At 62.3% G+C, this 22,504-nt stretch carries 22 protein-coding genes, 1 tRNA gene and 1 pseudogene; 11 read left to right on the top strand and 13 right to left on the bottom strand.

The features are described 5' to 3' along the window. The first annotated feature begins 136 nt into the window (after nt 1-136). From prfA to M511_RS08860, 3 genes are all read left to right on the top strand, one after another. On the top strand, nt 137-1,195 hold the full coding sequence (prfA, locus tag M511_RS08870) for a peptide chain release factor 1 (protein ID WP_085501964.1): 1,059 nt from the start codon (nt 137-139) through the stop codon (nt 1,193-1,195). Nucleotides 1,196-1,199: 4 nt separating this feature from the next. After that, nucleotides 1,200-2,027: a peptide chain release factor N(5)-glutamine methyltransferase gene (gene prmC / locus M511_RS08865; protein WP_085501963.1), complete on the top strand. Its 828-nt coding sequence runs from the start codon at nt 1,200-1,202 to the stop codon at nt 2,025-2,027. 246 nt (nt 2,028-2,273) lie between these two features. Next, nucleotides 2,274-3,152 carry a DUF4167 domain-containing protein gene (locus M511_RS08860; RefSeq protein ID WP_040602027.1) on the top strand — a complete coding sequence of 293 codons (879 nt, stop codon included), beginning with the start codon at nt 2,274-2,276 and terminating at the stop codon, nt 3,150-3,152. 5 nt (nt 3,153-3,157) lie between these two features. Here the strand turns inward: M511_RS08860 and rsmA are convergent, their stop codons facing one another. The 6 genes from rsmA to lptF all read right to left on the bottom strand — a co-directional run bounded on the left by rsmA (nt 3,158) and on the right by lptF (nt 10,998). Continuing rightward, nucleotides 3,158-4,006, bottom strand: coding sequence for a 16S rRNA (adenine(1518)-N(6)/adenine(1519)-N(6))-dimethyltransferase RsmA (gene rsmA, locus M511_RS08855; RefSeq protein WP_010396830.1), 849 nt, complete (start codon nt 4,004-4,006; stop codon nt 3,158-3,160). Continuing rightward, nucleotides 4,003-4,977 carry a 4-hydroxythreonine-4-phosphate dehydrogenase PdxA gene (gene pdxA / locus M511_RS08850; protein WP_085501962.1) on the bottom strand — a complete coding sequence of 325 codons (975 nt, stop codon included), beginning with the start codon at nt 4,975-4,977 and terminating at the stop codon, nt 4,003-4,005. The genes rsmA and pdxA overlap by 4 nt, the downstream gene beginning before the upstream one ends. Nucleotides 4,978-5,041: 64 nt before the next feature. Beyond that, nucleotides 5,042-6,316 (bottom strand): peptidylprolyl isomerase, encoded by a 1,275-nt coding sequence (locus M511_RS08845; RefSeq protein WP_029372146.1) that lies wholly within the window; start codon nt 6,314-6,316, stop codon nt 5,042-5,044. Nucleotides 6,317-6,347: 31 nt separating this feature from the next. Further along, nucleotides 6,348-8,729 carry an LPS-assembly protein LptD gene (locus tag M511_RS08840; RefSeq protein ID WP_085501961.1) on the bottom strand — a complete coding sequence of 794 codons (2,382 nt, stop codon included), beginning with the start codon at nt 8,727-8,729 and terminating at the stop codon, nt 6,348-6,350. Beyond that, nucleotides 8,729-9,853, bottom strand: coding sequence for an LPS export ABC transporter permease LptG (gene lptG, locus M511_RS08835; protein ID WP_085501960.1), 1,125 nt, complete (start codon nt 9,851-9,853; stop codon nt 8,729-8,731). The genes M511_RS08840 and lptG overlap by 1 nt, the downstream gene beginning before the upstream one ends. Continuing rightward, entirely contained in the window at nt 9,850-10,998 is a 1,149-nt protein-coding gene (lptF, locus tag M511_RS08830) for an LPS export ABC transporter permease LptF (RefSeq protein WP_085501959.1), read from the bottom strand. The genes lptG and lptF overlap by 4 nt, the downstream gene beginning before the upstream one ends. A gap of 129 nt (nt 10,999-11,127) precedes the next feature. On the opposite strand from lptF, the gene M511_RS08825 reads away from it, so the two are divergent. Together M511_RS08825 and M511_RS08820 are read left to right on the top strand one after the other, a co-directional pair. Further along, entirely contained in the window at nt 11,128-12,627 is a 1,500-nt protein-coding gene (locus M511_RS08825) for a leucyl aminopeptidase (RefSeq protein WP_010396814.1), read from the top strand. After that, nucleotides 12,627-13,076, top strand: coding sequence for a DNA polymerase III subunit chi (locus M511_RS08820; RefSeq protein WP_010396811.1), 450 nt, complete (start codon nt 12,627-12,629; stop codon nt 13,074-13,076). The genes M511_RS08825 and M511_RS08820 overlap by 1 nt, the downstream gene beginning before the upstream one ends. Nucleotides 13,077-13,085: 9 nt before the next feature. Here the strand turns inward: M511_RS08820 and M511_RS08815 are convergent, their stop codons facing one another. Beyond that, nucleotides 13,086-13,661 (bottom strand): retropepsin-like aspartic protease family protein, encoded by a 576-nt coding sequence (locus M511_RS08815; protein ID WP_085501958.1) that lies wholly within the window; start codon nt 13,659-13,661, stop codon nt 13,086-13,088. Next, nucleotides 13,661-14,272, bottom strand: a complete 612-nt coding sequence (locus M511_RS08810) for a MarC family protein (RefSeq protein WP_010396801.1) — start codon at nt 14,270-14,272, stop codon at nt 13,661-13,663. Before M511_RS08810 ends, M511_RS08815 begins: the two co-directional genes overlap by 1 nt. A gap of 171 nt (nt 14,273-14,443) precedes the next feature. Between M511_RS08810 and M511_RS08805 the strand changes: the two genes are divergently transcribed. The 6 genes from M511_RS08805 (at nt 14,444) to M511_RS08780 (ending at nt 17,795) form a co-directional block, all read left to right on the top strand. Continuing rightward, on the top strand, nt 14,444-14,770 hold the full coding sequence (locus tag M511_RS08805; protein ID WP_010396798.1) for a twin-arginine translocase TatA/TatE family subunit: 327 nt from the start codon (nt 14,444-14,446) through the stop codon (nt 14,768-14,770). An 18-nt stretch (nt 14,771-14,788) separates the two neighbouring features. After that, entirely contained in the window at nt 14,789-15,280 is a 492-nt protein-coding gene (tatB, locus tag M511_RS08800) for a Sec-independent protein translocase protein TatB (RefSeq protein ID WP_010396795.1), read from the top strand. Nucleotides 15,281-15,313: 33 nt separating this feature from the next. Continuing rightward, nucleotides 15,314-16,159 (top strand): twin-arginine translocase subunit TatC, encoded by an 846-nt coding sequence (gene tatC, locus M511_RS08795; RefSeq protein ID WP_010396793.1) that lies wholly within the window; start codon nt 15,314-15,316, stop codon nt 16,157-16,159. Nucleotides 16,160-16,166: 7 nt separating this feature from the next. Then, the gene (locus M511_RS08790; protein WP_085501957.1) at nt 16,167-17,009 is read left to right on the top strand and encodes an ATP-binding protein; all 843 of its coding nucleotides are present in this window, start codon (nt 16,167-16,169) and stop codon (nt 17,007-17,009) included. A 210-nt stretch (nt 17,010-17,219) separates the two neighbouring features. Further along, nucleotides 17,220-17,296, top strand: a tRNA-Met gene (locus M511_RS08785). Between the two features lie 205 nt (nt 17,297-17,501). Beyond that, nucleotides 17,502-17,795 carry an FtsB family cell division protein gene (locus tag M511_RS08780; RefSeq protein ID WP_010396789.1) on the top strand — a complete coding sequence of 98 codons (294 nt, stop codon included), beginning with the start codon at nt 17,502-17,504 and terminating at the stop codon, nt 17,793-17,795. A gap of 53 nt (nt 17,796-17,848) precedes the next feature. Here M511_RS08780 and M511_RS08775 read toward each other — a convergent pair whose 3' ends face one another. From M511_RS08775 to guaA, 5 genes and pseudogenes are all read right to left on the bottom strand, one after another. After that, nucleotides 17,849-18,025 (bottom strand): hypothetical protein, encoded by a 177-nt coding sequence (locus M511_RS08775; RefSeq protein ID WP_010396787.1) that lies wholly within the window; start codon nt 18,023-18,025, stop codon nt 17,849-17,851. A 116-nt stretch (nt 18,026-18,141) separates the two neighbouring features. After that, nucleotides 18,142-18,597, bottom strand: coding sequence for a tyrosine-type recombinase/integrase (locus M511_RS08770; RefSeq protein WP_441339019.1), 456 nt, complete (start codon nt 18,595-18,597; stop codon nt 18,142-18,144). Nucleotides 18,598-19,025: 428 nt separating this feature from the next. Further along, nucleotides 19,026-20,153 (bottom strand): annotated as a pseudogene (locus M511_RS08765) (IS3 family transposase). After that, nucleotides 20,065-20,619: an integrase arm-type DNA-binding domain-containing protein gene (locus tag M511_RS08760; RefSeq protein ID WP_217809590.1), complete on the bottom strand. Its 555-nt coding sequence runs from the start codon at nt 20,617-20,619 to the stop codon at nt 20,065-20,067. The pseudogene M511_RS08765 and the gene M511_RS08760 overlap by 89 nt, the downstream one beginning before the upstream one ends. 294 nt (nt 20,620-20,913) lie before the next feature. Continuing rightward, nucleotides 20,914-22,473 carry a glutamine-hydrolyzing GMP synthase gene (gene guaA / locus M511_RS08755; protein WP_085501956.1) on the bottom strand — a complete coding sequence of 520 codons (1,560 nt, stop codon included), beginning with the start codon at nt 22,471-22,473 and terminating at the stop codon, nt 20,914-20,916. Nucleotides 22,474-22,504: the final 31 nt, after the last annotated feature.

The following is a 22,504-nucleotide window of genomic DNA, read 5'->3' as shown; positions in this document are numbered from 1 at the left end:
ATGCCTCCTCAGGACATGAGTTGGGTCGCGCGCCAAGGCTATTGTGCCTCATGGTCCGGACGGGCGCCTTGATCTGTATCAGACCGCCACGCGGTTCCGCCTTGCCGGTGGCGCGCGCAGGGGCTAATTCCACCTCATGCTGCCGCAGGACCGCCTTAACCAGATCGTCGAGCGTTTCGAGTATCTCGAAGCGCGGCTGAACGCCGGGCCCGCCCCGGACGAGATTGCGGCGATCAGCCGCGAATATGCCGAGCTAAAGCCCGTCGTCGCCCAGATCGGTGAATGGCGTGCAGCACAGGACGGCATCCGCGAAGCCCAGGCGATGCTTGCCGATCCCGAGATGCGCGAACTGGCCGAGGATGAGCTGTCGCGTCTGCGCAGTCTGCTGCCGGATCTGGAGCACGCGCTGCGCATTGCGCTTTTGCCCCGCGACGCTGCTGATGCCCGCCCCGCGATCCTTGAGATCCGCCCCGGAACCGGCGGCGAAGAGGCCGCGCTGTTTGCGGCGGATCTGCTCAACATGTATCGCCGCTTTGCCGAATCGCAGGGCTGGCAGTTCCAGCTGCTTGAGCTTGCCGAATCCGATCTGGGTGGCGTACGCGAGGCCGTAGCGCGGATCGAGGGCGAAGGCGTCTTTGCCCGGCTGAAATACGAATCCGGCGTTCATCGCGTTCAGCGCGTTCCCGAAACAGAATCGGGCGGGCGTATTCATACCAGTGCTGCGACTGTCGCGGTGCTGCCCGAAGCGCAAGAGGTCGATATCGAGATTCCAGCCAATGACATTCGCATCGACACCATGAGGGCCAGCGGTGCGGGCGGCCAGCACGTCAACACGACCGATTCGGCGGTGCGCATCACCCACCTGCCGACCGGTATCGTCGTGACCAGTTCGGAAAAGTCCCAGCACCAGAACCGCGCCAACGCCATGGCCGTGCTGCGCGCCCGGCTTTACGATCTGGAACGCTCGCGCGCTGATGCTGAGCGTGCAGCTGATCGCAAGTCTCAGGTCGGATCTGGCGACCGTTCCGAACGCATCCGCACCTATAACTTTCCGCAAGGGCGGATGACCGATCATCGCATTGGCCTGACCCTTTATTCGCTGGACCGCATCATTCAGGGTGATCTGGGCGAGGTCGTCGATGCGCTGACCACCCACGATCAGGCCGCGCGCCTGGCTGCTGCGGAAGGGGGCTAAGCGCATGACCGGGGCCGAGGCGCTGCGCCAAGGCGCCAGGCGCCTTGCTGCCGCTGGTGTTCCCGGCGCGGCAGATGACGCGCGCCTGCTGCTTACCCATATTCTGGATGTGCCGCGCCATCGGTTGACCGGGGCACTGGCCGCTCCGCTGCCCTCAGAGATGTTGCGGCGTTTTGACGCAGCCATTGCCGCGCGGGCCGAGCGTCAGCCGGTCAGTCAGATCCTTGGCCGCCGCGCATTTTGGAAGCATGAGTTCCGCGTCACCCGCGATACGCTTGACCCGCGGCCCGAAACCGAAACGCTGGTCGAGGCGGCGCTGGCCGAGCCTTTCTCATCCGTTCTTGATCTTGGTACCGGGACGGGCGCCATTCTGATCTCGCTTCTGGCCGAGCGGCCGGGTGTGCGCGGGACAGGCACCGATATTTCCGCAAAGGCGCTGGAAGTTGCGAGAGAAAATGCATATAAAATAAATGTTTCTGCAAATTTCCTCGAATCTGACTGGTTTATGGCGATCACGGAAACCTTTGATTTGATCGTCTCGAATCCGCCCTATATCGCGCTGAATGAAATGGGCGATCTTGTCCCCGAAGTGCAGAAATGGGAGCCGCGTCAGGCCCTGACGGATGAGGCTGACGGGCTTACCGCCTATCGCGCCATTGCCGCCGGAGCGCCCGCACACCTGTCGCCCGGCGGCCGCCTGATGGTTGAAATCGGCCCGACGCAAGGCGCTGCCGTCGCGGGGCTGATGCGTGCTGCCGGGCTGATTGATGTGCGTATCCTGCCTGATCTTGATGGCCGTGACCGGGTTGTTTGCGCTCGTAATGCGCCCTGAGCCGGCAATGATCCGCGCTTTTCATGCCAGGAGATGAAAATTTCGCTTGTAAGCCGCGGCGCGGCATGTTTATTCGCAATTGTGACGGGGGCGAGCAGCCCACGCACGGGTCAGTTATACTCAGATAACCCAGCCTACACTGGTGACGCGGGAACCAGGCCAAGCGCCGCTCCTGCGCTGGCACTCGCCTTAGAGATGACCCTAACCTCAGCCGGCTTTTGCCGGGCATAAACTGACAACAAGCTGATGAGATCATCCAAATCCCGTTCGCGTAACAAGTCGAACCGACAGCGTTCGCTGGGCAATATCGTTAACCGTGTCTTTGATTCTTCGGGACCCGAGGGCAAGGTGCGCGGCACGCCCCAGCAGATCATCGAAAAATACCTTACGCTTGCCCGTGATGCCCAGCTCTCCAATGACCGGGTGGCTGAGCAGAATTTTCTTCAGCACGCAGAGCATTACACCCGTCTTCTGGGTGAGGCACAGCGTGAGCAGGCCGAACGCCAGCAGCAACACCATCAGTCCCGTGACGATGATTACGAGGGCAATGGGAATGCCAATGGCAATGGTAACGGCCATGGTCATTCGGGGCCGTCAGAAAACGGCAACGGCCAGAACGGCCATCGCCATGAACGGCATGAGCCGCGCCATGAACGTCAGGACCGGCAAGAGCGTCAGGAACGCCATGATCGTCGTGATGACCGGCGTGACGAGCGTCGCGATGACCGGCGTGAGGATCGCCGCGCCAGCCGCGCAGAGGAATGCCCGCAGGAGGCCGTGGCAGAGCCCACTCTTCCCGGTCTGCCTCTGGCGATTGCCCCCGAAGAGCGTCGAAGCGGCCCGGTCGAAACCCCGGAAAGCGAAGCCCCTGCGGTAGCTCCGGCTCCGGCCGGAACTGCCCCTGAGGCGAGCGCCGAGCCAGAAGCCCCCGCAGCCACGCCCGGGCCGGCTGCCGAAGAAGCCGAGCCGCGCCGTCGTGGCCGTCCCGCCGGCACCGCTACGCGCAGCCGCAAGAAGGCCGTGGAAGAGGATGAAAAGGCTCCGGCCGCTAAAACCTCGACCCGTGCGCAGGGTGGCCGGTCGCGTGCCCCCAAAGTGCAGCCTGAGGATGCCTCGGGCGAGTAACGCGATCAGCGCGGCGCGGCGGCAAGACCCCGCGCCAGCGCGCAAAACCGCTCCAGCCCGATTTCTTCAGCCCGTGCTGTAGGCGAGATTCCGGCGGCGACCAGCAAGGCCTCAATATCGGGGTGCAAACCTTTCAGGGCGGCGCGCAGCATCTTGCGCCGCTGATTAAAGCCTGCTGCGACAACACGGCTGAGGACCGCCGGGTCGGCTGGATAGCGCGGCTCGGGCAGGGCGGTCAGATGCACCACTGCCGAGTGAACCTTGGGCGCGGGTACGAAAGCTTCGGGCGGCAGGGTCATGACGATCCGCGCCTCGGTTCGCCATTGCGCCAGCACCGCCAGCCGGCCATATGCCTTGCCGCCCGGCTGGGCGACGATCCGCTCGGCCACCTCTTTCTGAAACATCAGCGTCAGCGATTGCCAGAAGGGCGGCCATGCCGCAGGCGTCAGCCAGCGGATCAGAAGCTCGGTCCCGACGTTATAGGGCAGGTTGGCGACAATGCGGATTGGCGGCGTCAGATGCGCCAGCGGATCGATTTCAAGCGCATCGCCATGGATCACGGTCAACCGTCCGGGATAGGCCGAGGCGATCTCGGCCAGAGCGGGCAGGGCACGTGCATCCTTTTCGATCGCGAGCACATGCCTTGCGCCCTCGGCCAGCAAGCCACGCGTCAGCCCGCCCGGACCGGGGCCGACCTCGATCACGTCGCAGCCCGCCAGATCCCCCGCAGCACGGGCGATCTTGGCGGTCAGGTTCAGGTCGAGCAGAAAGTTTTGCCCAAGCTGTTTTTTCGCCCTCAGGTCGTGGCGCGCGATCACATCGCGCAAGGGCGGCAGTCCGTCGATGGTGCTCATTTCCTGCGCCCCGCCATATCCCAGGCCATGCGCAGCGCAGCGATGACGCTGGCTGCATCGGCGATGCCCCGGCCTGCAATATCAAAGGCCGTACCATGGTCGGGCGATGTCCGCACGAAGGGCAGTCCCAGCGTCACATTGACCCCGCCCGCGAAATCCAGAGTCTTGATCGGGATCAGTGCCTGATCGTGATAGGCGCAAAGCGCCGCATCATAACGTGCGCGTGCCGAGGGATGAAACATTGTGTCGGCGGGCAGCGGGCCTCGCAGGTCCAGACCTTCTTCGCGCCGGAGCTGCTCGATCAGGGGGGCGATCCAACGCATTTCCTCGTCGCCCATAACGCCGTTTTCCCCGGCATGAGGGTTCAGCCCGGCGATTGCCAACCGTGGCTGCTTAATCCCGAAATCGCGGCGCATCGCAGCATCAGTGATGCGAATCGCCTGGGTAAGGCTTTTGGGCGTCAGGGCGGCGGGCACCTCGGAAAGGGCGATGTGAATGGTTACCGGCACCACCCGGCAGGGCGGTTCGACCGTGGTCGAGGCGAGCATCATCACCACCGGCACGTCTCCGGCCAGATGGGCCAGATATTCGGTATGGCCCGGGAAGGCAAAACCGGCGCCACGCTTCAGCGCCTCCTTGTTGATCGGCAGGGTGCAGATTCCGCCTGCCGCGCCGGACATTGCCAGACCGACGGCACGGGCGATGACTTCGATCACGGCCGGGGCATTGGCGGGGTCTGGTATTCCGGGCCGGGCCGGGGCTGGAAAGTCGTGACGAAGTACGGGCAGAACCCCGGGCGGGACCTTGTCGCCAAGGTCCGAAACCTCAGACCAGTCTGTGCCTTCGGGCAGATGGCGCGGGTCGCCAAGAAAGACAAAGGGCACATCCGCAGCCAACGCCTTAGGCGCGAGTTCGGGCCCTATGCCCGCCGGTTCGCCGCAGGTCAGAAGAATGGGGCGGGCTTCAGTCATATTTCAGTGTCCCAGATGCCCTTGCGGGGCCGGGGGTAAAGTGCCCCCGGCATTATGGCCGCGCTCAGGGGCGCCGGATAACGGCATTGGCGCGCAGTTCGGCCAGATAGTTCTCTGCGGCCATATTGATCTTGCGGTTGAAAACCTGGTTTCGGACCTCTTCGCGGTCAGGCAGCGCGTCGGGATCGGGCATCGCGGCATCTTCCCCTCCGGCGGCGGCGGTGGCGACCGGGGCTGGCTGCGCGCCCCCGGCAATCAGGGCCGACTGGCGCTTACAAAGCATCAGGATCTCGGCCGCGCCATCCTGACCCGAAACGACCGCTTCATTGTCGTCAAGCACTGCAAGGCGCAGCGCCTCGGTGGTCGGGATCTGGCCTTGCGACAGCGTCTGACGCTGGATCTGCTCGGGTGGCAGGCCGCGTGCATGGATGAACAGTTCTTCGCAACTATTTGAAACGGCTGCAATGCGCTGCGCATCAGCGATGCTTGCAAGGCGGAAGCGGACGTAGTCCAGCACCTGCTCTTTCGCACCGGGGCGCAAGGTGCCACGCGTATCGCGCAGATAAAACAGCACCACGGCACCCTGAACGCTGAGCGGCTGGCTGATCTGGCCCGGCTTCATCGACAGGACTATCGGTTGCAGCGAAGGGGGCAGGTTCGCCAGCGGCGTCCAGGGCAACCGCCCGCCCTGAGGCGCCGACGGCGTCGCCGAATAGCGGCGCGCGGCCGCAGCAAAGTCAGCCTCTGAACGGACGTTTTGCACCAGCGATTCCGCAAGGTCCATCGCCTGCTCTTCTTGTCCGGGCGGTGCAGGGATGATCAGCTCGGACAGAGCGATATGGGTGACGCGCGGGGTTTCGATTACGCGCTGCAGCTCTTGATCAACCTCGGCGTCCGAGATCCTGACCTGAGGCATGACACGTTGGCGGACCACTTCGCGCCAGACAACACCAGCGGCGACGAAGTCACGGAAAGCCTGTCTTTCGACCCCTGCCGATCCAAGGGCCTGAATAAAATCCTCGACCCCCATATTGGCGCGGCCGGCAAATTCAGCGAGCCCGGCGTCGATCTGTTCATCACTTGCAGTGATGCCCAGCTGGCGCGCGGCAAACACCCGCAGCCGGTCGTCGATCAGCGCCTGTTCGGCCGCCGCGCGATCTGCCTCGGGCGCGCGCAGCAGCTGCATAAAGCGGATGCGCTGATCAACCTCGTACCGGGTGATGGCCGAGTCGTTGATATAAATCAGCGGCTGGAATGGATTGCCCTGCGCAAATGCCGGGGAAACCCCGCTTCCTGCCAGCATCGCGGCCATGGCCGCCCCCAGAAGTATTCGCCGCATCAGCTCCCTCGCCGCATGGTTTTGCCGGACATTAGCGCAGGCAGGCGCGACGCGCCACCGTTCCCGGACCGGGCTTTTGCCGACCAAAGCCGCCAAGCCGGATGCCAAGGTCGAAACGGGTGTCGGGCCGCAACTCTTCGGATGAGGTGAAACGCCGCTCGACCGACATCTCGACTGTCATGCATTCATTGCGGAATTCCAGCCCCAACTGCGCTTTCTGGGCCCGGTCCGCAGTAAAGTCATAGCGCGTCTCGGTCGTCGCCCACCAGCCGTCGGCGATCTGCCAGCCACCGGCCATGGTAAGTTCGGACACATCATCGGGCCGGCTTTCGCTTTCATCCGAATCAAACCAGAGATACCCGGCCGAGACCTGAAGCCCGGGCCGGAACCAGCCCAGACGCAGCTCATTGCGGCTGATCGAGAAACTGTCATCGAAAAGCGCGCGGTTCGAGATGGCAAGCCCGTTCGCCCCCGAATAATGCGCCGCAAGCAGCCAGTCCGAGCGGTGGCCGCCCAAGAGCCCGCTATTTTCAAAGGCCGGATCGGCATCTGAGCGGAAAACCCGTCCCGCCGTCATCCCGACCGACCAGCCTGCCGGATCGATTCGCGTCCAGCTAAGGCCAAGGTTCGCGCGCCAGCCCGATTCGCGTGCGTCCCGGCCCGGGAAGCGGTTCAGCGAAAAGAGGTTGCCTTCGTCGAATTCGATCAGCCGGCTGTCCTCATTCGGGACATCGTCGTCGTCATCCCTGTCAGGGGACCAGATAAGCTGGGCGACCGGTTCGATCATATGGGTAACGCCGCCAGAATGGCGGGCAAGGGGCCAGCGCAGCTCGGCCGCCAGAACCGGGTCGGCGCGCATCACCCAGTCCTCATAGGCACTGTCCTGATTGATGCGGTAGAAATCGACATTGGCCTGGGTCTGGACTGTGCCGACCAGCCCGCCGGGCAGGATGGCGCTGCGCAGCCAGCCAAGCGAGACCGAACCACGGGCCATGTCGCGCCCGCTTTCGCCGTCTTCGCTGGATGACCGACGATGAGCGTGCAGGGACCATTCCAGATTTGCGATCCCGCCGATCCGCTCCGGCGTCCAGCGCCGTTTCCACAGCGCATCGGCTACCATGGTGGGGGTCGCGGCCTCGGGTTCGTCATCGCGCAGCGATTCGTAATTGCCGATCCGGGCCATGACCATCCGGTCGCGGCGGACGCGGTCAAGGGTAAGGCCGCTCCACAGCCGGTCAGCTTCGGAAATGTCGTAATCCAGCAGATAGGCGCGGTTGCTCGCCATCTGGATCTGCAGGCCCAGCATATAGCCGCGTGGCAGTTCGAACCGGGCGCCGCCAAACAGATAGCCGCGGGTGTGACCCTGTTCGATATCATCGCGCGAGATTGCGCCGTTCCATTCCATCGCGCCATTCGAGAAGGCCTGGCGATAGCGCAGTTCCAGCGTCGAGGTGCGGCTGGCCGCGACATAGGGGGTCAGCGTAATATCCGCATGATCGCCAAGCGTGATGAAATAAGGCAGCTTGATCCCGAAGCCCAACCCCGAGGTGGTGCGGAACTGCGGTCGCAGGAATCCGGTCATGCGCTCGACGCTGGGGTCGGGGGCGGTCAGCCAGGGCAGGGTCGCGACCGGCAGGCCAAGTGCGCGCAGTTGCGGGCGTTCAAAATGCAGCTTGCGGGTGCGGCGGTCATGGGTGATCGAACGGGCCCGGATCTCCCACAGCGGGATCGGGTCCTCGGCGCAGATCTGGCAACTTGAGGCGACGACATTGTCAAGCCGGGTGACATTGCCGTTTTCGCTGCGGCGCATCTCACGCGCGGCCATCTGCATTTCGCGGGCAAGAACCAGCCGTGCGCCGCGCAGAATGCCATCCTGAAGGTTGGGGTCCAGTTGTGCGCTGTCAGCGATCAGGATGGTCTCATCTGGCGTGCCAGAGCGGGCAGGCTCGGTCAGATGGATAGGCCCCTCGATCACTGCCGCGCCGGTAGCATTGTCATAGACCACGCGTGAGGCGACCAGCCGCGCGCCGCGGTACCAGATCACCACCCCGCCCGAAGCGGTCAGCTTGCTATCGGCGCTAAGCATCACCTCATCGGCGAGCAGCGTTGCCGGATCGGCCGCGGTCTCTTCGCCGCTGCCGGTGATACGGACAGAACCCGGTCTGACAGACACGACCGGGGTGTGCGATGCCTCGGTTCCATCTGCAAAGCGCCTGGCCTGATCGGGTGATTCGGTCGGGGCCAGTGCGGGTCCGGCAGGGGTTTTCTGTACCTCTTCGGTCTGACCATAGACCGGCAGAGTCTGACCTTCGGGCGTCAGGCTTTGTCCCAGCGCCGCGCCGGGCAGCAGGGCCGCCAGCAAGGCCGCGCGTGCCGACGGTCTGCCACGATGTCGCTTATGCCTGCCCGCCATCAACCATCCTCCAGCCGCAAAAGCGCCCCATAGGCAAAAAGCAGCGCCGCTATGGGGGGTGCCCAGCCAGCCAAAGCCGGAGGAATGCCGCCATTGTCACCCAGAACCTGCGCGAGGTTGCGCAGGAAAAACAGGCCGATGCCGCAACCAAAGGCGCCAAGCACCAAAAGTCCCATCTTGCGCCCGCGCATATGCCGCATGGTGAACACCGCCGCAATGGCGACCATCGCCGCCATCAGCAGCGGGCGGGCCAGTTCCATTTGCAGCCATACCTTATGGCGTTGGGCTGAAAATCCTGCACGTTCAAGCCCGCGGATAAAGGCGGGCAACTGCCACACCGGAATTGCCTCGGGCCGGCCGAAACTGTCGCGGATACGGGCGGCGGTCAGATCGGTCGGCAGTTCAAGCAGGGGTGCCTTGCGGGCCATCGCCTCGGGGTTGGGCTGGGTCAGTGGCCATTCCTTGGTGTCGGTCAGCTCCCACGCGCCGCGGGTCAGCCGGGCGGTGGCGGCGTCGATACGGCGCGTCGGCCCGGATTCGGGCGAAAATACCATGAAGGTCGCGTCATAAAGGGTTGTCGCATCAGGGCTTGCGCGGCTGGCGCGGATGACGACCTGCCCCTCGGTTTCGCCGCCGTTTTCGCCATTCTGGACGGGCAGGGCCTGACGCAGCCAGACTGCGTTATCGCCGACGCTGACCGTCTGGCCGCCTCCGCTGCGCATCCGCTCGACCGCATCGTCGTAGCGTTTCGTGGTTGCTGCCACTACCGGGTTCAGAACGGCGACGGCCAGCATCCCGGCCAGAATCGCCGTGACTGCCGGGGCACAAAGCACCCGGATCGCCGACCGGCCCGAGGCGCGGATCGCCACAAGCTCTGAGCTGCGCGAAAGGCTCAGAAACAGCGCGATGCCCGCCAGCACCGTGATCAGCGGCAGGATCGAATAAAAGCTTGCGGTGATATTCAGCAGCGACAGTCCGGCCGCCCCGGACAGGCCGATGTTTTCATCCGAAAAGCGTCGGATCTGCTCGACAATGTCGATCAGAAACAGGATCGCGCCAAAGATCAATGCAATCATCACCAGCATGCGCAGAAAGCGCCGTGCGACATAGGTAGACAGGATCATGCCGCACTCTCCTTCGTCTCGCCGGTTTGTGCCGGGCTGCGCAGCCGCCTTGGGCGCGCGGCAAGCCACAGCACCACGACGCAGATCAGCGCCCCCAGCAGTGGCGAGACATAGATCAGCGGCCAGCGTGCCGCATTGCCCGCAACCTGATTCTCGGCCGCCGTAGCGAGGAACTGTACTGCAATCAATGCGATCACAGCCCAGATCACCTGCCGCCAGACGCCAAAGCGGCTGAACCCGCCCAATAGCAGCATGGCAAATCCCAGCAGCGCGGCGACGGGGGCCTGAAAGGGTTTCGACAGCCGCTCATGCGCCTCGGCCAGCGCCTTGTCGGGGGTGGCACCGGTCGCGGCCAGCAACTCTGGGTCGGGATCAAGCAACCGCAGCGTCGAATAGGCGCGCAGGTCGCGCCGACGGCTGCCTCCGGTGTCGATCAGCGTCCCGAGGTCATAGGCCAGTTCGGAAAAACGCGTCACCGACAGGCTTTGCCGCCCGTCCGAACGACGCAGGTTCTGGACCATGCCCCGCATCATGACCAGCCGTGGCCCGGCGTCGGTCCTGACCAGCAGCGCCTCGGTCGCGGTATAGGTGGCCTGGTTGTTGGGGTCGCGCGCGTCCTCAAGGAAAAAATCCATGAGCCGCCCGTCCGCGGCAATGTCGCGGATATATAGCGTGACCCCTTTGACCGGATATTGAAACGCGCCTGCGCGCAGGAATTGCGCGGTGACATTCTGTGCGATTTCGGCCTGCCGGTCGGCCAGCCGTCCGCGTGCCATCGGCACCACGGCATGGACCAGCAGCGCCACCATCAGCCCGACAAGCACACCAAAAACCAGGACCGGCCGTGCCAGCCGCCAGGGAGACATGCCGGTTGCCTGCATCGCCACAAGCTCTGATTCCGATGCCAGCCGGTTGGTGCCATAGGCGCTGGCGGCAAAGGCCGCGATGGGCAGCACAACCGATATGACAAGGGGCAGGGTCAGGGCGGTGAATTCCAGCACGACCAGAGCAGTCTGCCCATCCGAGATCAGTTGCTCGAACAAGGACACGGCCCGATTGATCCAATAGACAGAAACCAGCACCAGCGCAAAGAACCCGAACAGGGTCATGAATTGCGACAGGATATAGCGGTCAATGCGCGGCATGGTGGCTTTCACGAGGCTCGGATTTCGACTGATTAGCCGCTGCGCCAGCATTGGGAAAGCCCTGGCTCTGGTCAAGGCGCATGTGCGTGACTAGTTTCCGCCCATAGGAACAATGCAAGGGGCAGGGCTATGACGCATCCCGTCGAAATTTCTTTCACGGCAATGAATGTCGCGGGGCTGGCAGAGCGGTCCGGCCGCATCGCTATTCTTGTGTCCGGGGCCGGGCGGCTGCCCACGGGCCTGCCGCGCCCGACGCGCGAGGCGCTGATGCGGGCATTTGCATCGGACGCGTGGAAGGCGGTCAAGCCCGGCAAGGCGCTTGAACTCGCCTTTCCCGCCGGGTTGAAGGCTGATGCGCTGCAAATCGTCCTGTTGCCGAAGGATGCCGATGTGCCGGCCGCGCGTGCGGCAGGCGCCAGCATCGGTGCGAAACTGGGCAAGGATGAGACGCTGGTTCTGGCCGACAATCACCCGGGCGCGGCCGAGGTGGCGCTGGGGCTGGCGCTGCGCGCCTATGAATTCACGGCCTATAAGTCAAAGAAATCGGGTGACGGCGCAGAGGGTGAGGACGGGGCGACCGGAACCGCGCGCGGCCGGGTGACCTTTATGCACAAGGACCCCGAAGTCCTCGCCCGCGCCTCGGCTGACGGAGCGGCGCTGGCCGAAGGGGTGTTCTTCACCCGCGATCTCGTCAATGAGCCGGCCAATGTGCTGACCACCAGCGACTTTGCCGACCGCCTGCTTGCAATGCGTGAACTGGGGCTTGAGGTCGAAGTGCTGGACGAGGACGAGCTTGAGCGGCTGGGCATGCGTGCGCTGCTGGCCGTGGGGCAGGGTTCTGAAAGCCCCTCAAAGGTCGTGGTGATGCGCTGGAATGGTGGTGGGGAAGAGCCGCCGCTGGCTTTGGTCGGCAAGGGTGTCGTCTTTGACACCGGCGGCATCTCGATCAAGCCCGCCGGCGGCATGGAGGAGATGACCATGGATATGGGCGGCGCGGGTGTTGTTGCGGGGGTCATGCGGGTGCTGGCCCTGCGCCGGGCCAGGGCGAATGTGGTCGGCCTGGTCGGTCTGGTCGAGAATATGCCCGATGGCCGCGCCCAGCGTCCAGGCGATATCGTCCGCTCGATGAAGGGCGATACGATCGAGGTCATCAACACCGATGCCGAAGGCCGCCTCGTGCTGGCGGATGTGCTTTGGTATGCGCAGGAACGCTTTCAGCCTGCGGCCATTGTCGATCTGGCGACGCTGACCGGGGCTGTCATCATCGCGCTGGGGCATGAGAATGCGGGGCTGTTCTCGAACGACGATGCTTTCGCCGCCGCCCTGCTTGTCGCCGCCAGAGCCGAGGGCGAGGGGCTGTGGCGTCTGCCGCTGGGCGATGCTTATGACAAGCAGATCGATTCCCGTCTGGCCGATATCAAGAACACCGGCGGCAGGCCTGCTGGCTCGATCACCGCGGCGCAGTTCCTTAATCGCTTTGTGCGGAAGGAAACGCCTTGGGCGCATCTTGATATTGCCGGGGTGGCTTTGCCGCCTTCGGGTACGGCGCTTGCGCCCAAGGGCGCGTCCGGCTGGGGCGTGATGACGCTGGACCGGCTGGTCCGTGATCGCTTCGAGAAGCAGGGCTGATGGGATCGGCCCTGTTCTATCATCTGACCCGCTCGGGCCCGGTGCAGCTTTTGCCGATGCTGATCGGCAAAAGCCTGCAGGCCGGATGGCGGGTCGAGCTGCGGGGCAGGGACCGCGCCCGGCAGGTGATGCTTGATGAGGCGCTGTGGCTGGGCGAGGGCTTTTTGCCCCATGGCCTTGCCGGAGGTCCGCACGACGCGCGCCAACCGGTGCTGCTGACGGTCGAAGGTCAAACGGCGGCCAACGAGGTGCGTTGCCTGATCGCGGTTGACGGGGCCGAAGTGACAAGCGCCGAATGTCAGGAGCTTGAGCGTGCCTGCATCGTCTTTGACGGTAACGACCCCGGGGCACTTGAACGCGCAAGGGCACAATGGCGTGTGCTCAAGGCCGAAGGCGTGACCGCGGAATACTGGTCCGAGGCCGGTGGCCGCTGGGAACGCAAGCAGTAAACCGGGCGGTCAGCGCTCCAGAACGAGCCGGCCGCCCTCGATGCTGACCCGGGCGAATTTGGACAGATAGGACATGCCCATCAGCGATTGCTCCAGGTCGGATCGCAGCACCACCGCCGGAACCCGGCTGTCACGGATATCGCCGATGGCGACCGAATCAAGCAGCACGGTCGCCGTCTCGACAAGGCCATTCGCCGTGCGGGCCTGACCAGCATAGGCAAGGCTTTCGGTATCGATGCCAACCCGTGCCGCGTCGCGTGGCCCAAGTGCTATCGTGCTTGCCCCGGTATCAATGACAAAGCGAATGGGAGTCCCGTTTACCTCGGCCTGCAGGTGGTAATGGCCATCGTTGCCGACGGGAACCTCGATACGGTTGCCCTCCAGCATCCGCGCCTGAGGCGAGATGGCGTTGCGGATATCGTCCCACAACCCGGCAATCGCTATCACCCCCAGAAAAATCAGTCCCCATGCCACGGCCTGCCGGGTGGCCTGTCCGGGGCGGCTGCGCAATTCGGTCACCAGATAGCCGCCGACCACGACGAGCAGCAGCGCCAGATAGGCAAAACGTCCGAAATCATCACTCATTACACCAGTCCTGACCCCTTGAGGCCGTCGATCACGAACTGGATCGACAAGGCGGCAAGTAACATGCCGAAAAGTCGCGTGACCACCATGGTTCCCGTCCGGCCCAGCACCTTACCGATCGGCCCGGCCATCGAGAAAAGGATTGCCGCGATGCCCAGAACTGCAAGCATGACCAGATGGATCATCAGCGTATGGGCCGGGCTCGGGTTCTGTCCGACCAGCAGCACCATGCTCGCCAGCGCCCCCGGTCCGGCAAGCAGCGGTGTGGCCAGGGGAAAGACCGAGGGGTCGTCGTCATCATCACGCGCCTGACCCTCGCGCCGTTCGGTGCGCCGCTCAAACAGCATGTCGAGCGCGGTCAGGAACAGCAAAAGCCCGCCCGCGATGCGGAACGCGGATAACGAGATGCCGATGCCGGCCAGGATCGCCTCGCCCGCAAGGCCAAAAAGCGTCAGCAGAATGGCGGCGATCACAAGTGCCCTTCGGCCGATTCGGCGCCGCCTCTGGGACGACATGCCGCGGGTCAGGGCGATGAACAGGGGCGCAAGGCCCACCGGGTCAATCACGACAAAAAGCGTGACGAAGGCGCTGATGATCTGGGTAATTTCCATGAAAGTCAGTATTGCGCAGAAGCGCGGATGGGGGAAGCGGGCACAGGCACCCGACCGGCTTTGCACCGCGCAATCACGCGTTTGGGGCTTTCGATCAAGGCGATCCCGCCCTATATCGGGACAGATAGATGCACCGCAAGGTCCACAGGGGCCTGCCACGGAGGTAAATAGATGCACGCACCTTCACCCATGGCGCTATTGCTCATCGCAATCGTCGTTCTGGTTCTTTTCGGGCGCGGCAAGGTCTCGTCACTGATGGGCGAGGTCGGCAAGGGGATCACCGCCTTTAAGAAAGGCGTCAAGGAAGGCGCTGAGGATATCGACGCGGCTGCCCGCGGCGAAACCAAAGAGCTTGAGCAGGTCAACACCGCCGACGATATCGAGCGCGCCCGCGCCGAACTGGCCGCCGAACGCGCCAAACTGGAAGCCGAGCGCGCCCGCATTGCTGCTGACAGCACGCTGCGCGATGTGACGCCAAACGATACGAACAAGCTCTGATCTTCCGGCTCAAAGGTCATGTTCGATATCGGCTGGAGCGAGCTTTTGCTGATCGGCGTTGTGGCGCTGATCGTCATCGGCCCTGAGGATCTGCCCAAGCTGTTTCATACGCTGGGCAGGCTGACTGCGCGTGCCCGTTCGATGGCGCGCGAGTTCAGCAGCGCGATGGAGGATGCGGCCAAATCCTCTGGCCTTGATGATGCTGCAAAGACCTTGAAAGAGGTCAAGGGGCTTGGATCTAAGCGCGCCCTTGGGCTTGATGCGCTGGAGCGCGCGACCGAGCGGTTCGAGAAATGGGACCCGCTGACCCCCACCAGGGCAGATGCCGCGCAGAAAGGGCCAACGCCCGATCCCGCCGCGCCCCGGCCGCCCGATCCCGCTGTCGAAGGAAATGACGCTTTGCCGCCCGCGCCGGGTGTCTCGGCCCCGTTGCCCACAGAGGCGACAGACAGTGATTCCGCCACCAGTGGCCGCCGCCTGCATGCCGTGCGCCGTTCGGATCGGGCCTGACCAGACTGACAACAGGAGAGCCGTTCCGTGGCGATGAAATCTGCCAAGTCAGAAGATATCGACGATACCTCCGCCCCGCTGATCGAGCATCTGGCCGAACTGCGCACCCGGCTGATCTGGTCGGTGCTGGCCTTTGTCGTGGCGATGGTGCTGTGCTATTTCGTCTGGAACCCGATCTTTGATTTCCTGACCCAGCCGATCTGTTACGCCCTTGAAAAGCGCAGCCAGACTTGTGGCCTGATCCTGCTGAAACTGCAGGAAGGCTTTTTTGTCGCCATGCGCATCGCCTTTTTTGGCGGCTTTGTGCTGGCCTTCCCGGTGGTGGGCTACCAGCTTTGGCGTTTTGTCGCTCCGGGCCTGTACCGCAGCGAAAAGAACGCTCTGCTGCCGTTTCTGGTCGCTTCGCCGATCATGTTCATCTGTGGCGCGGCCTTTGCCTATTACATCATCCTGCCTTGGGCCTTTGACTTCTTCCTGGGCTTCCAGCAGGGGCCGTTGGCCCTGCCGGACGATCCTGCCGGGGCGGCGGGTGCTGCGGCCCAGGCCACGGCCTCGGCCGAGCAGCCCTGGGCTGGTATTGTCTTCCAAGGTTCGGTCGAGGAATATCTGACCCTGACCACCAAGTTCATTCTTGCCTTTGGTCTGTCTTTCCAGCTGCCTGTGGCACTGACGCTGATGGGTAAGGCGGGGCTCGTGTCCTCGGAAGGGCTGGCGAGCGTAAGGCGTTATGCCATCGTGGTGATTCTGGTGTTGGCCGCCATGGTTACGCCTCCCGATGTCATCAGCCAGATCGTGCTCTTTTCGGTGATCTACGGGCTTTACGAGATTTCGATCTTCCTTGTTCGCCGGATCGAGCGCAAACGTGAACTTGAAGAGTAGGAAGTCAATGTCTGACGAAATCATGCTGCGCATCGCCGAGGCGCTGGAACGCGTCTCGCCGCCGCCGGCCCCCGAGCCCAGCTTTGCCGAAGCGACCGCCTATGTCTGGCATCCCGACCCTGACCGGCTTGAGCCGGTCGAAGAAGTGAGCCGAGTCGAACTGGTACAGCTGATCGGCATTGACCGGGCGCGCGACGTGCTGCTGGCCAATACGCTGCAATTTGCCCGCGGGCATGCCGCGAACAACGCGCTGCTCTGGGGATCGCGCGGGATGGGGAAAAGCTCGCTCGTCAAAGCGGTCCATGCCGAGGCGGTGCGTCAGGGCCTGCCGCTGGTGCTGGTCGAGATCGCACGTGAGGATCTGGGGTCTGTCGGGCGGCTGCTGGCGATTCTGGGCCGTGCCAAGCACCGGCGCTTTGTTCTGTTCTCGGACGATCTGTCCTTTAGTCACGACGATACGCAGTACAAATCGCTTAAGGCGGTGCTGGACGGCGGCATCTCGGGGCGCCCGACGAACGTGATTCTTTACGCGACTTCGAACCGGCGGCACCTGATGCCGCGCGATATGATCGACAATGAACGCTCGACGGCCATCCACCCCGGCGAAGCGGTCGAAGAAAAGGTCTCTCTATCAGATCGTTTCGGGTTGTGGCTGGGCTTTCACCCCTGTTCGCAGGACGAATATCTTGCCATGGTTCGCGGTTATTGCGACGCCTATGGGCTGCGGATTGCAGAAGAGCAGCTGCGTGCCGGGGCTATCGAATGGCAGGCGACGCGTGGCGGGCGTTCTGGCCGCGTGGCCTGGCAGTTCTTTACCGACCTTGCTGGTCGCCACGGCATCTCGCTGTAAGGGCAAAACGTTTAATTCCAGCAACAATCCCAACGTCCCACTCCGGCTGGGGGTAGGGGCGTCGATTGTTTTTGTACCTTTGGACCGGGCAGATTTCGACGAGCCGGACCCGCTTTCCCATCGCGTGACAGATCGCGGCAAAAACTTCCAAAAACCTGCTTTCGGCCCCTTGACGCCCCCCGCTAGGCACCGTAAATCGCACGCACCCGTGGCGGAGTAGCTCAGCTGGTTAGAGCAGAGGAATCATAATCCTTGTGTCGGGGGTTCAAATCCCTCCTCCGCTACCAAAATCCCTCATCTGATTAATAAGATTGATCAAAGACGATCTGCCCACATCGCAGTGAGGCGGATTTCCATTCTGTTTTGATTGCCTTGCCTTAGCCGATAAGAGCGGCCTCTGAGGCCCGCCTTCAATGTGCTCTGCGTTCTGGTGTCATGGTTGATCCAGTTGCCAAAGCTGGGCAGAATAGCGCCACAGCAGAAGAGCAGGACATGAAACAGAGCCATTCTTTTGGCGCCGTCATGTTTTTTGTCGTGATGATGTTGGTTGGCGCCTATTTCATTCATGCAGCCATTTACGGCCCCTCGGGGGTCCTGCAGCGTATGCAGATCATGGCCGAAACGCGTGAGCTTGTTGCCGAGCGGGACAGGTTGCAAGCTGAGGTGGACCGGCTGCGTAACCTGACCAGAAGGTTATCGGATCATTACCTCGACCTGGACCTGCTTGATGAGCGGGCCAGAGCCATGCTGGGCGTTCTGAGGCCGGATGAGGTGGTGATCAGATAGGCGGTGTGCGGTCAAGCCTACGAGGCGGCGAGGTCACCCCCGCCGCCCTTTGGTTACCTGCTGAGCGCGTCGTATTGCTGTTCCCAGCTTGGCCGGGCTACGGGAACGCTGTCCTGGTCTGTCAGGCTGACTGCGCCCCGATCATCAAATATATCTGCAGCCGCCTTGAGCGCCCGGCGCTCGTCAAAGATGGCTTGTTTTACTTCGCTGTTGCTTGGTTTGCGGATCATCTGAGGTCCTCCAAACAGACTGCGCAGGATTGCGCCGTGACTCGAGGTTAACACGATCCGGCGAATTTTTCACGATAAAATCGCTAGATATTATAGAAAGAAAAATTTCTGATATTTCAGACGGTTTCCGGCATCCTCTGGAAGCTCCCCCCAGGAAATGGCCGGATTCCGGAGTAGAGGGCTGTTTGCTTTGGACCAACGGATAGCAGCAGAAGCTTGGCGGCCGCGCGAATGGATGGCGTCGTGCCGATGCGCTTGGTGTACTGGTACATCAAGCCGATTTCATCCGGCGTCAGTGTTCGATCTCGCGGCTCGAACTTGGCGATGGTCGAGGGGCGCACCAGATCGGCTGGGTTCTCAACCTTCTGGCCGCGTTCCATAGCCCAACGGAAGACCTGCATCACAATTTCGCGGCAAAGCGCGGCCGTTGCCGGTGCCCCGCGTTCCACAATCGCATCAGTCAGCGCCCGTAAATCTTCATGGGTGATTTCTGTGAGCTTCTGGCTACCGAACTTCGGCTTAAGCCCGCGCTCGAAGGTAGCTCGACACATATCGCGGGTAACGTCAGCCATTTGATATCAGCCAGCATGGTCGGATTGGGTTTCCTTTCAAAAGTACCATGCTCAAAAAGCCGCGCACCTTCCATAAAAATCATTATATAACAATTTATTATACAAATTCAATACCATGATCACCCGATCAGGAGCAGCATGGTATCGAGGGCTGAACATGGGGCATCAGGTTCAAGTCGTACCATCTGTCATGCCATAGAAACCGGGTGCTTGGGCGATACAGTCGTGGTCGTAGTGGTCCAAGCAGCAATAGATTTCGCTGACCGAGATGGTGGTGACGTAAACCGCATAATCGGGGGGATCGTAGTACGAGGCGTGATGAGCAGCATACCAGATCGCCTTATCGAGAGAGGAGATCCACGACATTCCCAGTGTGTGGACGGGGCTCTGTGGACCTGTGGCGGTTTCGTTCCGGTGAGGTGCTCATGTTAATCGGCCCTCTGTTCGGAGGCCGCGGGTGATTTCCAGCCGAGGGCTGAGAGTTTGCGGCGTGGGTTATAGAAGCCTTTGATGTATTCGAAGAGGGTAATCTCGACATCACGCCGGGTGGGCCAGTCGCGCCTCCAGACCAATTCTGCCTTCAGCGACCTGAAGAAGCTTTCGACGGCCGAATTATCATAGCAATTGCCCTTGCCGCTCATTGATACTTTGAACCCGTTTTTGCGCAGAAGCTTCTGGTAGTCATGGGCGCAGTATTGCGCGCCGCGATCCGTGTGGTGAATACAGCCGGGTGGCGGGCGGCGCAGGGCAACGGCCATGTTCAGCGCCCTGATCGCCAGATCCTGCTTCATCCGGTTGCTGATGGCCCACCCGATCACGCGCCTCGGGAACAGGTCGATGACGACGGCCAGATAAACCCAGCCCTCACGCGTCCAGATGTAGGTAATGTCGCCCGCCCACTTCTGGTTCGGGGCACTCGCCGAAAAGTCATGCTGCAAGAGGTTCGGCGCGATATTGAAGGCGTGATCGCTGTCGGTGGTGCGCTTGAACTTCCGGCTGCGGATGATGCGAATGCCATTCTGGCGCATCAGACGGCCTGCCCGGCGCTGTCCGACCCGCAGGCCCAGCTCGTTCAGCTCCTCGGTCATACGCGGCCTGCCGTAGCTGCCCAGGCTCAGCCGATGCTGTTCGCGGATATGGGCCAGGATCACCATATCGCGCCGCTGACCGATGGACGGGCCTGCGCAGCCACGCGCGCAACCCGCGATCCGTTACGCCCATCATGCGACAGAGATGGCGGCGAGAAAGGCTGCCACGATAGCCGGCAATGAACTGAAACTTCACGGCTTTTGAGCCGCGAAGAACTGAGCCGCCTTTTTTAGTACTTCCCTCTCCTCGCGCAGTATGCGGTTCTCTTTGCGCAGCCGTTCGTTCTCACGAAGAAGACCGGTATCCCGTTCCGGCATCTTCGCCTCAGCGGAAATCGCCCGTATCCACTTGCCAAGCGTCGAAAGGCCGACGCCAGGATCAGACGCAACCTGACGCCGTGTCAGGCCGCTGGTGAGTGCAATGCGAACCGCATCCCGTTTGAATTCCGCGCTGTGTGTCGCTGCCATATCCTGTCTCCTTTGGGGAGAGCATCGCTCTCAGAAGACCGGAACGAAACCGCGACAGGTCCAGATTGCGCCAAACCGGAAGCAGCTCTCGTTCGAAAATCGACCGCCTCATTGTCCGCGTGCTGTCAGCCATCGGCGCGTTGACGAGCCACTTCTCTCTGAATTCTCCGAAGCTCTTTGCTTCCTTCAGGCGTCTCTTCTCACGCTGCTTTTCGATCGCGGGGGAGCGCCCCTCGCTGGCGGCCCTTCTTGCATCAATACAGAGTTCGCGAGCGCAAGCCAGTGAGATGCCATCGCGGCCGTACTTCCCGAGGTAAACGGTTTCGCGACGGCCGTTCAGCTGATAGTTTAGGCGAAACGATATCGCACCGGACGGCATGACACGCACATACATGCCATCCCGATCCGCAACTTTGTACACTTTGCTCTGAGGCTTCAAAGCCTTGATTGCCGCATCCGTTAGCATCTCCGCGCCACCTCCAAAAAAGTACCGTCATGCGGCTTCTGGATAGCTTTGGCGGAAAATTCGCTGCTTTTACAAAGCGTTATCGAGGAAAAATACCGTCAAAGGCCTGCTCACCCTTGACGGTACTTTCGTTTTCACAACTGATCAATATGCGAGAGACCCGTCAGGCGGTCCGTCATCGCCGACCTTTACACACCGATAGCAGCGGATAGGTGCCGACCAAATTTTTCTTTTTTTACCAACGGGTAACAGCGTGCTGCAGCGTATTTTCGGATACCCACGGATAAGCAAAAATCATTCCCACTCAATCGTTCCCGGCGGTTTCGAGGTGATGTCATAGGTGCAGCGGTTGATGCCCTTGACCTCGTTGATGATCCGCGTGGCGGTCTCACCCAGGAACTCGTGGGTGAAGGGATAATAATCCGCCGTCATGCCATCAACCGAGGTCACCGCGCGCAGCGCGCAGGCATAATCATAGGTCCGCCCGTCGCCCATCACCCCCACGGTCCGCACCGGCAGGATCGCAACGAATGCTTGCCAGATCTCGTCATAGAGCCCGTGCTTGCGGATCTGGTCGATAAAAACCGCGTCGGCTTTACGCAGGATCTCAAGCTTTTCGCGCGTGATCTCGCCTGGGCAGCGAATGGCAAGCCCGGGGCCGGGGAAGGGGTGGCGGCCGATGAACTGATCAGGCAGGCCAAGTTCGCGGCCAAGGGCTCGAACCTCATCCTTGAAAAGCTCGCGCAGGGGTTCGACCAGTTTCAGGCCCATCTTTTCGGGAAGGCCGCCGACGTTGTGGTGGCTCTTGATCGTGACCGAAGGTCCGCCCGAGAAGCTGACCGATTCGATCACATCGGGATAGAGCGTGCCCTGAGCCAGAAACTCGGCGCCCTCGATCTGGCTCGCGTATTTCTGGAACACGTCGATAAAGAGCTTGCCGATGGTCTTGCGCTTGACCTCGGGGTCACTGACACCTTCAAGCGCAGACAGGAACAGTTCGCTCTCATCGGCATGGATCAGCGGGATATTGTAATTGTCGCGGAACATTTTCACGACTTCTTCGGCCTCGTTCAGCCGCAAAAGCCCGTGATCGACAAAGACGCAGGTCAGCTGGTCGCCGATCGCCTCATGGATCAGCACCGCTGCGACTGAACTGTCGACGCCGCCGGAAAGGCCGCAGATGACCTTGCGGTCGCCGACCTGCTCGCGGATCTTGCGGATCGCTTCTTGCCGGTACGAGGCCATCGTCCAGTCGCCGGTAAAGCCCGCCATGCGGACAAAGTTTTCCAGCATCTGCCGCCCGTTCGGGGTGTGGTGCACTTCGGGGTGGAACTGGACGGCAAAGAATTTGCGCGATTGATCCGCAATCATCGCGTAGGGCGCGTTGGGCGAGGTGCCTATCACCTCAAAGCCAGGCGCGATCTGCGTCACGCGGTCACCGTGGCTCATCCAGACCTCTTCACGGCCCGAAGAGAACAGGCCCGCAAAGATCCCGTCATCGCGATGCCCCTCGGCCGGGGTGATAAAGGCGCGGCCGTATTCGGCGTGGTGGCCCGATTCGACGCGCCCGCCAAGCTGCTCCATCATCACCTGCTGGCCGTAGCAGATGCCAAAGACGGGCACGCCCGTATCGAACAGGCTTTGCGGTGCACGGGGTGAATTGGCCTCGGTGACCGAGGAGGGGCCGCCCGACAGGATTACCGCCTGCGGGGCGAAATTTTTCAGGAAGGCGTCATCGACCGCGTTGAACGGGTGAATTTCGCAATAGATGTTCAGCTCGCGCAAGCGGCGCGCAATCAGCTGCGTGACCTGGGAGCCGAAATCGATGATGAGAAGGCGCTGATGCTGGGTCATGGCCAGCCTTTAGGCCGCGTCATGGCGCTGC

Origin of the sequence: Paracoccus sp. J56, from assembly GCF_019633685.1 — a bacterium.
Taxonomy (GTDB): domain Bacteria; phylum Pseudomonadota; class Alphaproteobacteria; order Rhodobacterales; family Rhodobacteraceae; genus Paracoccus; species Paracoccus kondratievae.
Note: the sequence above shows the minus strand (reverse complement) of the source record. Positions and strands in the feature narration are given on the sequence as shown.